Annotated in this window: 13 protein-coding genes; 3 read left to right on the top strand and 10 right to left on the bottom strand. The window is 66.6% G+C overall.

Annotation, left to right across the window (positions count from 1 at the left end; genetic code table 11):
- Positions 1-14 precede the first annotated feature (14 nt).
- The gene (locus L2D00_12840) at positions 15-629 is read right to left on the bottom strand and encodes a ribonuclease D (protein ID WBQ12725.1); all 615 of its coding nucleotides are present in this window, start codon (positions 627-629) and stop codon (positions 15-17) included.
- A 204-nt stretch (positions 630-833) separates the two neighbouring features.
- On the opposite strand from L2D00_12840, the gene L2D00_12845 reads away from it, so the two are divergent.
- A complete protein-coding gene (locus tag L2D00_12845) occupies positions 834-1,226 on the top strand; it encodes a hypothetical protein (GenBank protein ID WBQ12726.1) in 393 nt (130 codons plus the stop codon).
- Between the two features lie 112 nt (positions 1,227-1,338).
- Here the strand turns inward: L2D00_12845 and lptD are convergent, their stop codons facing one another.
- The 4 genes from lptD to rdgB all read right to left on the bottom strand — a co-directional run bounded on the left by lptD (position 1,339) and on the right by rdgB (position 6,243).
- Positions 1,339-3,507, bottom strand: coding sequence for an LPS assembly protein LptD (lptD, locus tag L2D00_12850; GenBank protein WBQ12727.1), 2,169 nt, complete (start codon positions 3,505-3,507; stop codon positions 1,339-1,341).
- A gap of 81 nt (positions 3,508-3,588) precedes the next feature.
- The gene (locus L2D00_12855) at positions 3,589-4,407 is read right to left on the bottom strand and encodes a YmdB family metallophosphoesterase (protein ID WBQ12728.1); all 819 of its coding nucleotides are present in this window, start codon (positions 4,405-4,407) and stop codon (positions 3,589-3,591) included.
- Between the two features lie 76 nt (positions 4,408-4,483).
- Complete coding sequence (hemW, locus tag L2D00_12860; protein WBQ12729.1) at positions 4,484-5,641, bottom strand: radical SAM family heme chaperone HemW; 1,158 nt, start codon at positions 5,639-5,641, stop codon at positions 4,484-4,486.
- On the bottom strand, positions 5,638-6,243 hold the full coding sequence (rdgB, locus tag L2D00_12865) for an RdgB/HAM1 family non-canonical purine NTP pyrophosphatase (protein WBQ12730.1): 606 nt from the start codon (positions 6,241-6,243) through the stop codon (positions 5,638-5,640). The genes hemW and rdgB overlap by 4 nt, the downstream gene beginning before the upstream one ends.
- 452 nt (positions 6,244-6,695) lie before the next feature.
- On the opposite strand from rdgB, the gene L2D00_12870 reads away from it, so the two are divergent.
- A complete protein-coding gene (locus L2D00_12870; protein WBQ12731.1) occupies positions 6,696-7,250 on the top strand; it encodes a DUF2975 domain-containing protein in 555 nt (184 codons plus the stop codon).
- A 17-nt stretch (positions 7,251-7,267) separates the two neighbouring features.
- The gene (locus L2D00_12875) at positions 7,268-7,507 is read left to right on the top strand and encodes a helix-turn-helix transcriptional regulator (protein ID WBQ12732.1); all 240 of its coding nucleotides are present in this window, start codon (positions 7,268-7,270) and stop codon (positions 7,505-7,507) included.
- 12 nt (positions 7,508-7,519) lie between these two features.
- Here L2D00_12875 and L2D00_12880 read toward each other — a convergent pair whose 3' ends face one another.
- From L2D00_12880 to L2D00_12900, 5 genes are all read right to left on the bottom strand, one after another.
- Positions 7,520-8,185 carry a hypothetical protein gene (locus L2D00_12880; GenBank protein ID WBQ12733.1) on the bottom strand — a complete coding sequence of 222 codons (666 nt, stop codon included), beginning with the start codon at positions 8,183-8,185 and terminating at the stop codon, positions 7,520-7,522.
- Positions 8,186-8,498: 313 nt separating this feature from the next.
- Positions 8,499-9,683 carry a hypothetical protein gene (locus L2D00_12885; protein WBQ12734.1) on the bottom strand — a complete coding sequence of 395 codons (1,185 nt, stop codon included), beginning with the start codon at positions 9,681-9,683 and terminating at the stop codon, positions 8,499-8,501.
- A gap of 18 nt (positions 9,684-9,701) precedes the next feature.
- Positions 9,702-11,639 (bottom strand): acetate--CoA ligase, encoded by a 1,938-nt coding sequence (gene acs / locus L2D00_12890; protein WBQ12735.1) that lies wholly within the window; start codon positions 11,637-11,639, stop codon positions 9,702-9,704.
- A gap of 64 nt (positions 11,640-11,703) precedes the next feature.
- On the bottom strand, positions 11,704-12,645 hold the full coding sequence (locus tag L2D00_12895; GenBank protein ID WBQ12736.1) for a hypothetical protein: 942 nt from the start codon (positions 12,643-12,645) through the stop codon (positions 11,704-11,706).
- 12 nt (positions 12,646-12,657) lie between these two features.
- Positions 12,658-14,865 carry a prolyl oligopeptidase family serine peptidase gene (locus tag L2D00_12900; GenBank protein ID WBQ12737.1) on the bottom strand — a complete coding sequence of 736 codons (2,208 nt, stop codon included), beginning with the start codon at positions 14,863-14,865 and terminating at the stop codon, positions 12,658-12,660.
- Positions 14,866-14,873 lie beyond the last annotated feature (8 nt).

Genomic DNA, 14,873 nt, shown 5'->3' on the forward strand with positions numbered 1-14,873 from the left:
GGGCGGCGAGGACATCATGAGTGTGAGAAAATGTCGATTTCAGGCCAGCCGCCAAGATCAAGACGCGCGCGGGCGGGCAGGAAATCGAAACAGGCCTGGGCCAGTGCCGTACGGCCCTCGCGCTCCAGCATGGCGGCGAGCCCGTCGCGCACCTGGTGCAGATACAGCACGTCCGAGGCGGCGTATTCCAGCTGGGCGGGCGTCAGGTCAGGCGAGGCCCAATCGGAGCTCTGCTGCTGTTTGGACAGCTCGATCCCGGCAATCTCGCGCACCACATCCTTCAGCCCGTGGCGGTCGGTATAGGTCCGCGTGAGCTTCGAGGCGATCTTGGTGCAGAACACAGGCCCTGTCTCCACGCCCAGATCACGCAGCAACATCGCGACATCGAACCGGGCGAAATGGAAGATTTTCTCGACGGCGCGGTCGGCCAGCAGCGCCTTCAGATTCGGACAGTCATCGCCGCTGCGCGCCAGCTGCACGATGTGGGCGTCGCCATTGCCGGCCGAAAGCTGGACCAGGCAGACCCGGTCGCGCACCAGCGACAGGCCCTGGGTTTCGGTGTCCACGGCCACGCGCGTGCCGAAATCGAGTCCGTCCGGCAGATCGCCCGGGTGGAAGTGAATGGCCATGATTTCGCCTGTGCACGCTTGTGTGATAGGATATGTGAATGGGTATCGGACCTTCCGTCCGGCGCGTCAATGCACACGCTGGTGCAAGGCGGACTTGCGCGCACGGAGTTGCTGATCGGGTCCATTGCGGGCCATGTCAATATTGAGACGCGGGGACCCCAGCCCCGGCGTTGGTACTGTCAAACAGCGGCCGGGCCGTTCCTGATGCTGAAATTCCGACTCTCGCGCGAGGACAAGGCCGCCATCGAAATCCGGTTCGAACCGGAGGCTGGCCTGATCAGCTTTGTGTGCGAAGGGGTGGTGACCGAAAAAGACCTCCTGCGTGCCCAGTCAGAGGCCGACCGGCTCGCCGATGGCCGCAGCGTGCGGGCCATGATGATTGATGCGCGCCGCTCCTCCCCGGGATATCCGGCCGGACAGCTTGTGGAGCCGATGTCGGCAATCCTGGAGGATCTGGGTATCCAGCGCTGCGCTTTTGTCAGCGTGCGCGGGCGCGATGACATCCTGGATGTGATCGAGACAGTGACATTCCCCTACGCGGTCCGGGTGCGCGCTTTTGAAGGTGACGTCGAGGCGCGCGCCTGGCTGCTCAGCTGAAGGCCGGGCTGATCGTCAGCGCCGGCCCGGCTACGCCGTCAATGGGCGCAAAGAGCCCGGCGCCGGTTCGAGCGGGGTGCCACGCCCTGACCCGCATCGCAGGTCTGTCCGGTTAGCGCCCGTCCACGCCGCCCAGCGTGAAAAGAACAATCTCAAAGCGGATCGACTCGCTCGGCTCGAGATTGCCGAACTGTATGTTTTCACGCTCATAAAAGAGCCGGACCAGGGTGCACTCGTCGCTGAAGACCAGGCCGGTCTGAACCCTGCGCGTCTCGTCGGCCACCAGGTCCTGGAGCTGCCGGTGAAACATCGTCCAGCGGGAGGTGAGTTCAAACTGCGCCGAGGTGCTCAGCTCGCGCAGCTCCAGCCCGCTGGCTTGCCGGGCAATATCGGTGTAGCGCGCTGACAGGCTGGCGCGCCATACCCGCGCCGAGGCATTGGCGTCGAGCCGGTTGGCTGCGCCGGTATCGCCATCCAGCCGCGCCCGCACGCCGACGCGCAGCCAGTCATAATCAAGGCGGCCCTCGGCGACCCAGTCGGAGGCGTCCTGGGCGGCACCCGATGTGGCCGGGAAGCGGTTGTCTCCCGACATCCGGTAGCTGCGCCCGGCGAACAGCTCCACGCCGCGTGACCCGCCCGCCTCGGTGAAAGACGCGGCCAGGCCCAGATCGGTGCGCGTGCCATCCTCCCACAGGTCAAAACCGGGCGAGCGTATCGGCGAAAACAGGAAAGAGCGGTCCAGATCGAGGGTCTGGCTGTCGAAATTCGGCGGGATATTGCCGCTTCCCGCTTCAGTCGAGGCGATGCCAGCCAGGCGCGGCGCCAGGATGATGTCCACACGTTCGCCCGGCCGCAGGAAGGGCCAGCTCACATCCAGCCCTGCCGCGCCCAGCCAGCGCGCGGCGTCGAACTGACCGGTCTCGACGCCCGCAACGGTGCGCTGGGTGATATCGAATACGTCGGCGCGCGCCGTTGCGAAGGGTTCTGCGCGGAGCCCGCCGGGCAGGATGACCGCGCGGCTCCAGTCCACGCCGGCGCTGGCGCGGCGGTAATCATCGCCCAGTTCGCGCGTCAGGCTGAGCGCATTGAAGGAGAATTCGGCTACCCCGCCGCCGCGGGGCAGCGCCAGCTGATAATGACCGCGCACCTGCGGTGCCGCCACCGGCAACTGGCCGTCGTCAAACGTCTCACTGATGAAGTTGAACTGGTAGGCGGTCGCGTCGGCGTACCAGGCTGGCCGGCGCCCGGCGGTCCAGACCTGGCTGATCAGGGAGCCCAGCGGCGCGGCCAGCAGGCTCTGATAGCCCTCGGCCTGTTCGGGATAGCCATAACGGCGCAGAAACAAATCCCCGCCGGTGACCGCCTGGGCACCAAAGCCCCAGCGCCAGTCCTGATTGATATCGAACTCGCCCACAGCGAACACATGCCCGCGCAGCGCCCGGTCGCCGAACGGGCCGTCAATGTCGAACTCGCGCTCATAGGTGGCTGATGTCTGCACATTCACCTGGCCGGACCAGAAGCGCTTGCGCCACTCCAGTTCCAGCAGGGGGCTGACCTCGGACATGACCCGCGGAGCGATGGTCAGGTCCTGGGACGGTCCGATGGCCCAGAAATACGGCTGTTGCCAGGAGAAGCCGAGCCGGTTGGAGAGGTCGATCGCCGGTGCCAGAAAGCCTGACTTGCGCCCAACACTGGGGTCGGCATGGGCAAAGGCCGGTGAATACAGTACCGGCACGCCCCGTATTTCCAGGCGGACATTGCGATAGCGGATCATGTCGTTGCCGACATCCTGGGTCACCTGGTCGGCCCGCAGCCGCCAGGTCGGCGTGCGCGTGCCGTCCTCACACAGATCGCAGGCTGTGTAGTACGCATCCCTGAGCTCAACCCCGCCATCGGCGCGGCGCAGGGCCAATGCGGCGGCGGTGCGCCCGTTATTCTCCAGCAAGGTGGCGAAACCGCGCGCAAAGCCCTCGCGCATCTCGTCGTCCAGCTCGACATAATCGGCCAGCTGGGCGGGGCGGCCGGGCTCGTGGATCTCGACAGAGCCGGTGGCGACGATGCGCCGCAGCGCGGGATCATAGGTGATCTCGTCGGCCAGCACGATGCGCTCGTCCGAGCGCATCCGCACGGCACCGCGGGCGATATAGAGGCCGCGTGCGCGGTCCTCGATCAGTTCGGCGGCGTCCAGATAGGTACGCTCAGTATCGCTCTGGCGGGCTTCGGCGAGCCCGGCCGTCAGCGCTGCAGCGGCGCACCCCAGAGCGAGCAAAGACCGTTTCAACGCAGACCTCGATCCCCATCGGCGCCGAGCACGCCGGAGTTTCGGGTGTACCGGATGAATTGCGCTCCGTCCACGGGCCGGTCAGACCAGGGGCACAGCCTCGATCAGCCGCCCCCCCATGCGCAGCGGCTCGCAGCGCACGGCGAGCCCCGTGCGCGGATCGGTCTCGACGAAGACACCGCTGATCGTGGCCTCGCCGCTGGCGGCGGTGAAGCGGGTGGAGCGCATATGGGTGACGAAGCGCGAGACCGGCTCGGTCTTCTCCATGCCGATCACCGAATCATAGTCGCCGCACATGCCCGCATCGGTGACATAGGCGGTGCCGCCATTGAGAATCATGTGATCTGCAGTGGGCACATGGGTGTGGGTGCCCGCCACCAGGCTGGCCCGCCCGTCGCAGTAATGGCCCAGCGCCATCTTCTCCGACGTGGCCTCGCCATGCATGTCCACGATGATGGCGTCAGCCACCTGGCCCAGCGGGCAGGCGGCGAGCTGGCGGTCCACGGCGGCGAACGGGTCATCCAGCGGCTGCATGAACAGGCGCAGAAGCACGTTCATCACCAGCACCTGGCGGCCATCGGGCAGGGTGTAGAGCGAGCAGCCCCGGCCCGGCGCGGCACCTTCGGGATAATTGACCGGGCGCAACAGGCGCGGTTCGCGCTCGATATAGGTGAGCGCCTCTGACTGGTCCCAGGAATGATTGCCCAGGGTGAGCACGTCGGCACCGGCATCGTACAGCTCGATCGCGGTGCGCTCGGTGATACCGAAACCGCCCGCAGCGTTCTCGGCGTTCACCACCACGAAATCGAGCTTGAGCTGCTTGCGCAGGCCAGGCAGGTGCGCGGCCAGGGCATCCCGGCCCGACTTGCCCACCACATCGCCAAAAAACGCCAGCCGCATGCCCGGTCATCCCTGTTCATTCGTTCGGTTCGAGCCGCGATATAGCGCATGCAGCCGCGTGCGGCCACGAAACGGCTCAGGGCGCAAGGCCGCCCGCGACGGCGTCGGCGAATATCCGCCCGGCAGGGGTCAGGATGAGGCGCGCGCCATCTCGCCTGACCTGACCACGCGACAAGGCCAGCGCGAGCCCCTCAGCGTCCACCTCATAGCCGGTGAGCGCCTTGAGAGCCGCGAGATCGAGCCCCTCATCCACCAGGCGCATGCCCATCAGCACCCGCTCCACCGCTTCGTCGCGCGCGCTCAGCACCTCGGTCTCGTGCGCGGCGCCCGATGCGGCGCGGGCGATATAGTCGGCGGGCCTCCGCGCCGCTTCCGCCGCGAGGCGTCCGCCGGCAATGTGGGCCCCCACCCGCGCGTGGCCGCCCGGCCCGATGGCGATCCAGTCGGCGCCTTCCCAGTAGAGCCGGTTATGCACCGATTGATCCGCGCGGGTGCGGGCGTGATTGGAAATCTCGTAGGCGGGCAGGCCGGCCGCTTCGGTCAGCTCTTGCGTCAGCGCGTACATGTCCGCCGCATCGTCGTCGCCGGGCGGAGTGAGACGCCCGCGCTCGGCCTGGCGGGCGAACGCCGTGCCCGGTTCGATGGTCAGCTGGTAGAGCGACAGATGGCCGAGCCCCATGGCCAGCACGCGGGAGAGCTCGGCCGCCCAGTCCTCCGGGCTCTGGCCTTCGCGGGCATAGATGAGATCGATGGAGAGACGCGCGAACAGGGCCTGCGCCGCCTCCAGCGCCCGAAGCGCGCCTGCAGCGTCATGATCGCGGCCAAGGCGGGCGAGGCTGGCATCATCCAGCGCCTGAACACCCAGCGACAGGCGGTTGATCCCGGCGCTGGCGAGCCCGGCGAAGGACGCGGCCTCTTTGGGATTGGCTTCCAGCCCGATTTCGGCGCCCGGCGTGAAGCCCCACAGCGCGTCGGCGCGCGCCAGCACGGCCTCGATCTGGGCGGGTGTCATCAGAGAAGGGGTGCCACCGCCGAAATGCACGCTGGCCAGAGGCCGCGGTCCGGTCCGGGTGCGCCAGTGATCGAGATCGGCGAGCAGGGCCTCTGTCAGCGCGTCCGGTGTGCCGCCGGACGCCTTGTAGACGTTGAAATCGCAATAGGGGCAGATGCGCGCGCAATAGGGCCAATGGACATACAGGCCGAGCCTGGCGGGCGTGGAGTTCCCGGTGCTCATACGCCGAACACATCGGCGGTCAGGGCCGCAAACGCCCGTGCGCGATGGCTGAGCGCGCGTTTGGACGCCGCGTCCATTTCAGCAAAAGTCCGGTCATGGCCCTCGGGCACGAAGATCGGGTCATAGCCGAACCCGTGCTCGCCGCGCGGCGGGAAGACCAGCCTCCCGCGAACCTCGCCCTCGTAAAGCCGCGTCTCGCCATCGGGATGGGCCAGGGCCAGCACGCAGACAAAGCGGGCGGTATGATCCTGGCTGCCCGCCGCCTCGAGCGCGCGGCGCACGCGCTCCATGGCAGCGGAGAAATCCTTGTCCGGCCCGGCCCAGCGCGCGGAGTACACGCCGGGCGCGCCATCCAGCGCATCGACGGACAAGCCGGAATCATCCGCCAGCGCGACCCGGCCCGAGGCGTGCGCAGCCGCCTCTGCCTTGAGGCGCGCATTGCCGGAAAAGCTTGTTTCAGTCTCTTCCGGCTCGGCCAAACCGAGCGCTCCGGCACCGATAACGGTCAGTCCGTGAGGCGTCAGAAGCGCATCCAACTCTTTGATTTTACCCGGGTTATGGCTCGCCAGAACCCAGGAATCCGTCCGTGTGAAGACATTCATGCATAACCGTCCTGCTGAAAAGACATATCGCCTTTCGGAAAATTAATATCGAATTTCGATATATTTTTGTTGCCAAGCGATGCGGAGTGTCCTAGATGTGGTCTCGAGGCGAGCGGGAACGCCCACCTCATAAAGCCGACAGCCCGGCGGAACAATGACCGGGCGAGGCAAAAAGTTGGTCGACACGAAACACAAGGAGAGTATGAGATGGTCAGGACCACTAACACCGCAGGACACGCCGCAATCGCCATGGTGATCAACCTGGTTCTGGTGGCGGGCGTGTTCGCCGGAATGGCCGCCGCGATCGCACCGCTGGTCGCGTAAGGGCATGGCGACGGCTGACGGCCGGAAGCTCTGAGACAAACCGCGCCTCCCCGGCGGATTTTGATCAGACGCATTCCGGCCACAGCCCGTGCGTCGCCCGGGTTTGAGAAAGACGAGGGGAGGGCAGCATGAGAACGCTTGGCGCCGGGTCGCTGGCCTCCATTCTGAAGGTGCTGCTCGATATCGGCTATTTTGTGCTGCTGGCCGTGCTCGGCCTGGCCAGCCTGATCATCGTCCTGATCGTTTTCAGCGGCATTTACGGCCTGCTCGGCTTCGGGCCGGCGCTGCCGGGTATGCTGCGCCAGTTGCTGGCGCGCGATTTCGTCGTGGCCTTGCCCATGGCGATCGCCGCCTGGGCGGCGCTGACTTTCATCGTGCACCGTCTGCGCCTGATTTTTGCGACCCTGCGCGAGGGCGACCCCTTTGTGCCCGAAAATGCCGGGCATTTGCGCGCCATCGCCATCGGTATCGCGGTGTACCAGCTGTTGCACTACGCCGCACACGGCGTGCTGGCGCTGGTGATCACACTGCTGGGACGGGCGCCGGTGGAAAGCGGCGCACGGGTGATCCCTGATTTCAGCCTCAATCTGGCGGCCTGGTTCTCGGTGCTGGCGATCCTTGTCCTGGCGGAAGTGTTCCGCGAGGGTGCACGCCTGCGCGATGAGCAGAAGCTGACCATTTAAGGGAGCGCGGGAAAGCCATGCCCATCCGCGTAACCCTTGACCGGATGCTTCTTGAGCGTCGCATGTCGCTGACAGAGCTGTGCGACCGCGTGGGCATCACCATGGCCAATCTGTCGATCCTGAAAACCGGCAAGGCCAAGGCGGTCCGCTTTTCCACGCTGGAAGCGCTGTGCCGCGAGCTCAATTGCCAACCCAGCGATCTCCTCGTCTACGATCCCCACGGCGATCCTGACGAGGATGATGACGAGGACGGCTGAGGCTGCAGGCGCTTACTCGGTGCAGAATATCAGTATCCCGCAGAACACGGCCGGGATGGCGAGCATGGCCAGCACCACCAGCGCGCCAAACCCGAACAGCCAGACCAGAGCGATCAGGGCCAGGGTGGCGTTGAGCATCACCCACGGGCCGGCGCGGTGCGGATCGTGTCCGATCTCGCGCAGCATATGGCCCAGGCCCGGTACGGCCAGCAGGAGACGCCCCAGCTGTCGCGGCGGCATCAGCAGCAGGGCGGCGGGCCGCGTCAGCCAATGACCCAGCGGCCGGCCACTCTGGGCCGCGGCAATCACACCCGCCATCACCAGACCCACCAGAGTCACGCCGGCCAGGGACGCTGCGCTTTCGCCCGCCTGGTAGACCCACCAGGCCGCAGCGATGGTCAGCACCAGGGTCAACGGTGCCATCGCCTGGTTGATCCGGCGTGCGGGCGTCCAGGCCGGCGCGGTCTCGCCGGCGCGCCCGGCCATGGAATTGGCGATGAAGGCCAGACCCGCCAGCGAGTGATAGGTCACGAGGGGGAGCGAGACGATCAGAAGCGCTGCGGTCAGCGGCGCATCGGTGATGCCCCATTTGGGGCCGGGCATGACGGCATAGAGTCCCGCCCAGATTGCGAACGGCGTCAGCAGGAAAATCCCGATGGCGTAAGGCAGAACATGCATGGGAGCGCTCGCTTAGGGCTTCGTGGCTTCAAGACGGGTGCCGGTATCGCGGCGAAATCGGGCGCCCGCAAGGCAAACCGGTGCGGCCAGAAAGCGCTTACCGGTTGTGGGGTTGTAGGCGGGCCGGTCTACGCCAATCGCCGTATTCTTCGATCCGCGCAGGCGCAGTAATCTGACGCTGCTACGCCAAACCTGTCGACAGAGGCGCGTGGTTTGGGCGGATCAGCTGGATTTGCGGGAGCACATGTCCGCAAATTGTCAGCCGCCCAAGGCGGGAGGCCCGACCCCTCATGCGGCCTCCCGCTGCCCGCCTCTAGGGAGCCGGTTCACTCGCCATATCGGGGCAGGGCCCGCCGTGCGCCGGGAGGTCTGACGGCGCCCGCCCGCCGAAAATCTTCACCAGAGCGTCCCGCAGTGCGGCCTCCCACGTGAACAGGTCGTGGCCTGAGTAATAGCAATACCGGTGCACCGGTGCGCCCTGCGCACGCAATTGCTCAGAATAGCGGGTGGCGGCGCGCTGAAACTCTTCTTCGTAGAGACCGGCGGAGATGTGAAACGCCACCTCGCGCACTGGCGGGTCCCGGAAGATGTCGGCCTCCGACGCTGCGGGGGACGCGGCGATGATGTGATCGATGGGCGATGATGTCCGCGACGCCGTCAGCGCGAAGGTGGCAGACGCCGACGCTCCGAAAATTAACCAACCCTCCCGCGTGACCTGCCCGCGATAGCGCGCTTCGATCCACGCAATGAACGCGTCCTCGAAAAATGTCAGATAGGCGCGGTGATGATCTGTGTCCGGGTGCGGAACATAGTCGTTCGACCGGGCGAAGGGCGTGTCCATCCGCGCCTCGATCGCGACGATCAGCAGCGGCGGCACGAGCTCCCGGTCGATCAGGTCCTGCACGATGCGCGCATACTGCCGGATCGCCTGACCGTCGGGCAGGATCAGGACCGGGACGGGCGCGCCGTTCATCTGCCGCGGTGCGTAGACGTGAACCCGCCGCTCGATCCCCGCAATGGTATCGTTGAGGGTCACGGTCTCGATGTCTGCGCTGAGCTCGGCATAGGCCACGCCGGCGCCAGAGGCGGCGCCCTCGAATGTGGCCCGGCCCAGCGTCCGGCTCTGCGCGTCGAACGCGGCAAATGTCAGTTTCGATCCGGACAGAGAGGGCAGGCGCCATGCCGCCGCCCAGCAGCCATCACCAACCGGTTCAAGGCGCTGTGTGGAAAGCGATCCGCTGACAAATTGCGGACGGTCCGGCGAACGGACGGCCAGCAGGAGGCGCTCGCCGGACGCCGTGACGGTGACCGGATCCTCGCTGTTGCAGGCTTCAGCCGGGACCGGCGCATCGTGGGGCTGAACCGCGACCTGGCAGCCGATGGCAGCACGGCACGTCTCACCCGCATCAACAAAATCAAGAACCTGCGCGTGCCCGGCTCCGCCAGCAAGGGCAAGTGTGAGTATTCCAGCAGATAGCCACTGACGTGCCTTGACCATGATCTGCCTCCGGAAGACCTACCCCTTGCGCCCCGCAATCAAACTATCCACCACGCCGGGATCGGCGAGCGTCGAGACATCGCCCAGCGCGCCGGTTTCGCCTTCGGCGATCTTCCTCAATATGCGCCGCATGATCTTGCCTGAGCGGGTCTTGGGCAGGCCGGGGGCGAACTGGATCACGTCGGGGCTCGCGACCGGCCCGATCTCCTTGCGCACCTGGGCTTTGAGGGCGGTTTCCAGCGCAGCGTCCGGTTCGCGCCCGGCGGTCAGGGTGACGTAGCAATAAATGCCCTGGCCCTTGATATCGTGGGGATAGCCGACCACGGCGGCTTCGGCGACCGCCTCATGAGCGACCAGCGCGCTTTCGATCTCCGCGGTGCCCAGCCGGTGGCCGGAGACGTTCAGAACATCATCCACCCGGCCGGTGATCCACCAGTATCCGTCAACGTCGCGCCGCGCCCCGTCGCCGGTGAAATAGGTTCCCGGATAGGCGGTGAAATAGGTGTCGATGAAGCGCTGATGGTCGCCATAGACCGTGCGCGCCTGGCCCGGCCAGGAGCCGAGCAGCACCAGATTGCCCTGCGCTTCGCCCGTGTCGGGCAGGCGCTGGCCTTCGGCATCCATCAAGGCGGGCCGGACGCCGAACATGGGAAAGCTCGCCGCGCCGGGTTTCAGGGCATGGGCGCCCGGCAGGGGCGTAATGAGGTGGCCGCCAGTTTCGGTCTGCCACCAGGTGTCCACCACCGGGCAGCGCCCGTCGCCGCACACGGCGTGATACCAGCGCCAGGCTTCTGGATTGATCGGCTCGCCGACGCTCCCCAAAAGCCGCAACGAGCACCGGTCATGGGCGCGCACCGGCTCGTCGCCAAAGCGCATCAAAGCGCGGATAGCGGTGGGGGCGGTGTAGAGCACGGTGACCTTGTGCTTGGCCACCACCTCCCAGATCCGGTCCGGCCCCGGCCAGGTGGGCACGCCTTCGAACATCAGCGTCGTCGCACCATTGGCCAGCGGCCCGTAAACGATATAGCTGTGCCCCGTCACCCAGCCCACATCGGCGGTGCACCAGAACACATCGTCCTCGCGATGGTCGAACGTGTAGTCATGTGTCATCGACGCCCAGACCATGTACCCACCGGTGGTGTGCATGACCCCCTTGGGCTTGCCCGTCGACCCCGACGTGTACAGGATGAAGAGCGGGTCCTCGGCCTGCATCGGCTCGGGCTCGCAATGGGCGTCCACCTCCAGCGCGCGCTGATGGTGCCAGTGGTCGCGCCCCTCCACCCAGCCCACATCGGCCCCGGTATGACGCACGCACAGCACGGCCTTCACGCCCGGCACCTGGGCGAGCGCTGCGTCCACATTGGCTTTCAGCGGCACCGGCTTGCCGCCGCGCACACCCTCATCGGCGGTGACCACGAAGGCGCTCTCGCAATCGCGGATGCGCCCGGCCAGGGCGTCGGGGGAGAAGCCGCCGAACACCACTGAATGGACCGCGCCGATGCGCGCACACGCCAGCATGGCATAGGCCGCTTCGGGGATCATCGGCATGTAGAGCGTGACCCGGTCGCCCTTCGCAACGCCCAGGCTTTTGAGCACGTTGGCGAAACGGCCGACATGGTTGAACAGCTGGGCGTAGGTGATGGCGTGGTGGCGCGCGGGGTGGTCGCCCTCCCAGATCAGCGCCGGTTTGTTGGCCCGCTCCGGCAAATGCCGGTCCACACAGTTCCAGCACGCATTCAGCACCCCGTCGGCGAACCAGCGAATGTGCAGATCGTCAGCGGCGAAGGAGATGTCGGAAACTTGCGCAGGCTTGTGCATCCAGCCGATGCGCTCCAGCTCCTCGCGCCAGAACCCGTCCGGGTCGGCGATGGAGCGCTGATATTTGTCCTGATAGAGCGCAGGCGTGATGCGCGCGCGCCCAAAGCTGGCGGGGACGGGAATAGGCGCGTCAGTCATCGCTCGCTCCGGATCGGCTCAATGATCCAAAGCATGGCCCGGCGCGCGGGCCGGGTGCAAGCGTCTAGCGCCCGCTGGAGCTTGCTGTTGCGGCAGTGGTCGCCGCGGTCACGGCAACGATGGCAGCCATCTGCGCCGCGATGACCGCAGACATCGCCGGAACCGCGCCCAGCGCGCCATCAACGCGATCGCCCAGCCAGACCAGCTGGGCCAGCCGCAGTCGGGCGGCACCGGTTTGCGTGACCTTCGCCAGCCCCTCCATATTCGCTTCGATAACGGTCAGGTCGGCGGGCGTCACGCCTTGCGCCGCCCATTCCATCCAGATGTGGCGATGGCCGGACCGGCGCAGCTTGCGGTGACCGCGTACGGCGCCGCGCAGGGCGAGATATCGGTCGCGCACCTCGCCGGCGGCATGCCCGTAGAGGGCGCACAGCCGCGCGCCTTCATGCTTGAGCCCGCGCGTCGCCCGCTCGCTTTCAAACACGGTCAGGGCGGCTTGCCGGTCCCGGGTGATGGTTTCGGGACTGTCATCGCGCGCGGCGTGGGAGGCGGCGAACAGGTCGGTCGTCGCAGAATCGGCCCGCCACCAGGGCGGGCGGATCGCCTGGCGGATTGCGAAAAAGCGCCGGATGGTCTGAGCGGAATCTGCGTCTGCGAGTGCCAGGACCAGCGCGGCGCGGGCGCCGCCGGCATAAAGCGTGCCGGCACGAGCGGTCTTTTCGCCTGCCTTCAGCGCGTCTCGCAGTCGCAGAAAGCTGCTGGCGGTCTTGCCGTGTCCGGCCAGCAGGGCGGCATAGATCCAGCGCAGATCTCCAGTGGGTGCGCGCATGTTGCCCAAGGCGCTTTTCAGCGCCTGGTGAACGGCCAGCATCGCCGCAGTATCCGCCGGGCCGGTGCCGGTGGCAGGCGTCAGCGCATGGGCGGTGAACCAGGCCCCCGCGCCGCGCGGTCCGCCCGCTATCGCGGTCACCGCATCATGGGCTTGTTCAAGACGTGTCAGGTCCAAGATGCGTGCGTCCTACTGTCCGGTGCGCGGCTGGGTGATATCCAGCCCGGTGTGGAACGCGATGAACGCCCATTTGTCGGCGGTTTCCTCGATCAGCTTGGAGACCGGCGTACCTGCGCCATGCCCCGCGCTGGTCTCGATGCGGATCAGGGTCGGCGCATCGCCCGTGTCGGCGGCCTGCAGGGCGGCGGCGAACTTGAACGAGTGGCCCGGCACGACCCGGTCATCGGTATCGGCAGTGGTGATCAGGGTGGCCGGATAGCCCTCGCCCTCCGGGATCGTATGCAGCGGCGAGTAGCCGTAGAGCACGTCGAACATGGCCGGGTCCTGGGGGCTGCCATAATCGGACACCCAGAACCGTCCGGCGGTGAACTGGTTGAAGCGCAGCATATCCATCACGCCCACGCCCGGCAGGCCCGCTGCGAACAGGTCAGGGCGCTGGTTCGACACCGCGCCCACCAGCAGCCCGCCATTGGACCGGCCTTCGATGGCGAGATTGTCCGGGCTGGTCCAGCCCATGTCGATCAGGTGCTCGGCGGCGTTGATGAAGTCATCAAAGACATTCTGCTTGGCGGCCAGGCGCCCGCCATCATGCCAGTCACGGCCATATTCGGAGCCGCCGCGGATATTGGCCAGCGCGAACACGCCGCCCATTTCCATCCACTGCAGGCGGCGCACGTCGAAGCCCGGCCGCATGGGGATGTTGAAGCCGCCATAGCCGAACAGAAGCGTCGGACGTGCGCCGTCCGGCGTCACCTCGCGGTGGTGCACAATGAACATGGGCACGCGCACATCGCCGGTGGAGTCGAAGAAGACCTGGCTGACCACATAATCATCCGGGTCGAAGGTCAGTTCCGGCGCGCGGAACACGCTGCTTTCCCCGGTCTCCACGTCATAGCGGTAGAGCGCGCCGGGCTGGTTGAAGCTGGAGAAGCTGTAGAAGGTTTCGGCGCTGTCGGGTTTTCCGCTGAAGCCCGCCGCGACGCCCAGGCCCGGCAGCTCCACCTCGCGCACCCGCGCGCCGTCGAGATCATGCACGCTCACGGCGCTGGCGACATCGCGCATGGTCTGGACGATCAGATGTCCGCCCACATGGCTGGCGCTGGTGATGGGGAAATCGCCCTCAGCGATGACATCGCGGCGCGCGCCCGGATCGGAGAGCTCCACGGCGACAATGCGCTGGTTGGGGGCGTTGAGGTCGGTGCGGAAGAAGAAGGTCTCGCCCGCATTGCCGACATAGCTGTGGTTATTGGCAAAGCCTTCGAATATCTCGACCGGCTCGGCACCCTCGCTCTCCAGATCGAGGATCCAGACGCCGTTGCCATCCGTACCCTGGCTGGAATTGATCACCAGATAGCGGCCGTCATCACTCACGGACCCGCGCCAGCTCGTCTCGGGCGTTTCGGGATCGGCGATGATGAGGCGGTCCTCACTCTGATCCGTCCCCAGTGCGTGGAAATAGATCGCCTGATTGAGATTGAGCGAGGTGAATTCTTCACCGGGTGCCGGTTCGGGATAGCGCGAATAGAAAAAGCCCGACCCGTCCCTGGCCCAGCTCAGCGGTGAGAATTTCACCCAGCGCACCTCGTCCTCAAGCTGCGCGCCGCTGTCCACGTCGATGACGCGGATGGTGCGCCAGTCAGAGCCGCCCTCCTGGATGAGGTAAGCGATACGTGATCCGTCCGGCGAGGCCACCGAACCGGCCAGCGCGGTGGTGCCGTCATCAGACCAGGCATTGGGATCGATCAGGGCTTGCGCCTGACCGTCCAGCCCGGTCTGGACCATCAGCACGGACTGGTTCTGCAGACCGTCATTGCGGGTGAAGAAATACCGGCCGCCGCGCTCGGTCGGCAGGCCGTAGCGCTCATAATTCCACAACTCCGACAGGCGCTGCGCGATGCGCGCCCGGCCGGGCAGGGCTTCAAGATAGGCGTTGGTGACGTCCTGCTGGGCGCGCACCCAGCCGGCGACGTCGTCAGACACCCGCACATCGGTTTCCAGCCAGCGATAGGGGTCGGCGATCACCACTTCGCCCAGCGAGGCGGACTGGTAGGTGTCGCGCTGATCGGTTGTGCGGGTCTCCGGATAGATCGGCGCAGCGGGGCCTTGCGGCGCGGCGGGTGCCGGTTCACTGGCGGGTGCCTGGGGTCCGGCCGCGGGCTCCGGGCTGCACGCAGCGAGCGTCAGCAAGGAAGCGACAGTCACAAGAGCAGCGCGCATCGAACGTC

The organism is Hyphomonadaceae bacterium BL14 (genome assembly GCA_027627705.1).
GTDB lineage: Bacteria > Pseudomonadota > Alphaproteobacteria > Caulobacterales > Maricaulaceae > Oceanicaulis.

Excerpts from the sequence above, each read along its gene's own strand:
- L2D00_12840 (WBQ12725.1), bottom strand. The coding sequence starts at position 629 with ATGGCCATTCACTTCCACCCGGGCGATCTGCCGGACGGACTCGATTTC.
- L2D00_12845 (WBQ12726.1), top strand. The coding sequence starts at position 834 with ATGCTGAAATTCCGACTCTCGCGCGAGGACAAGGCCGCCATCGAAATC.
- L2D00_12855 (WBQ12728.1), bottom strand. The coding sequence starts at position 4,407 with ATGCGGCTGGCGTTTTTTGGCGATGTGGTGGGCAAGTCGGGCCGGGAT.
- hemW (WBQ12729.1), bottom strand. The coding sequence starts at position 5,641 with ATGAGCACCGGGAACTCCACGCCCGCCAGGCTCGGCCTGTATGTCCAT.
- rdgB (WBQ12730.1), bottom strand. The coding sequence starts at position 6,243 with ATGAATGTCTTCACACGGACGGATTCCTGGGTTCTGGCGAGCCATAAC.
- L2D00_12870 (WBQ12731.1), top strand. The coding sequence starts at position 6,696 with ATGAGAACGCTTGGCGCCGGGTCGCTGGCCTCCATTCTGAAGGTGCTG.
- L2D00_12875 (WBQ12732.1), top strand. The coding sequence starts at position 7,268 with ATGCCCATCCGCGTAACCCTTGACCGGATGCTTCTTGAGCGTCGCATG.
- L2D00_12880 (WBQ12733.1), bottom strand. The coding sequence starts at position 8,185 with ATGCATGTTCTGCCTTACGCCATCGGGATTTTCCTGCTGACGCCGTTC.
- L2D00_12885 (WBQ12734.1), bottom strand. The coding sequence starts at position 9,683 with ATGGTCAAGGCACGTCAGTGGCTATCTGCTGGAATACTCACACTTGCC.
- acs (WBQ12735.1), bottom strand. The coding sequence starts at position 11,639 with ATGACTGACGCGCCTATTCCCGTCCCCGCCAGCTTTGGGCGCGCGCGC.
- L2D00_12900 (WBQ12737.1), bottom strand. The coding sequence starts at position 14,865 with ATGCGCGCTGCTCTTGTGACTGTCGCTTCCTTGCTGACGCTCGCTGCG.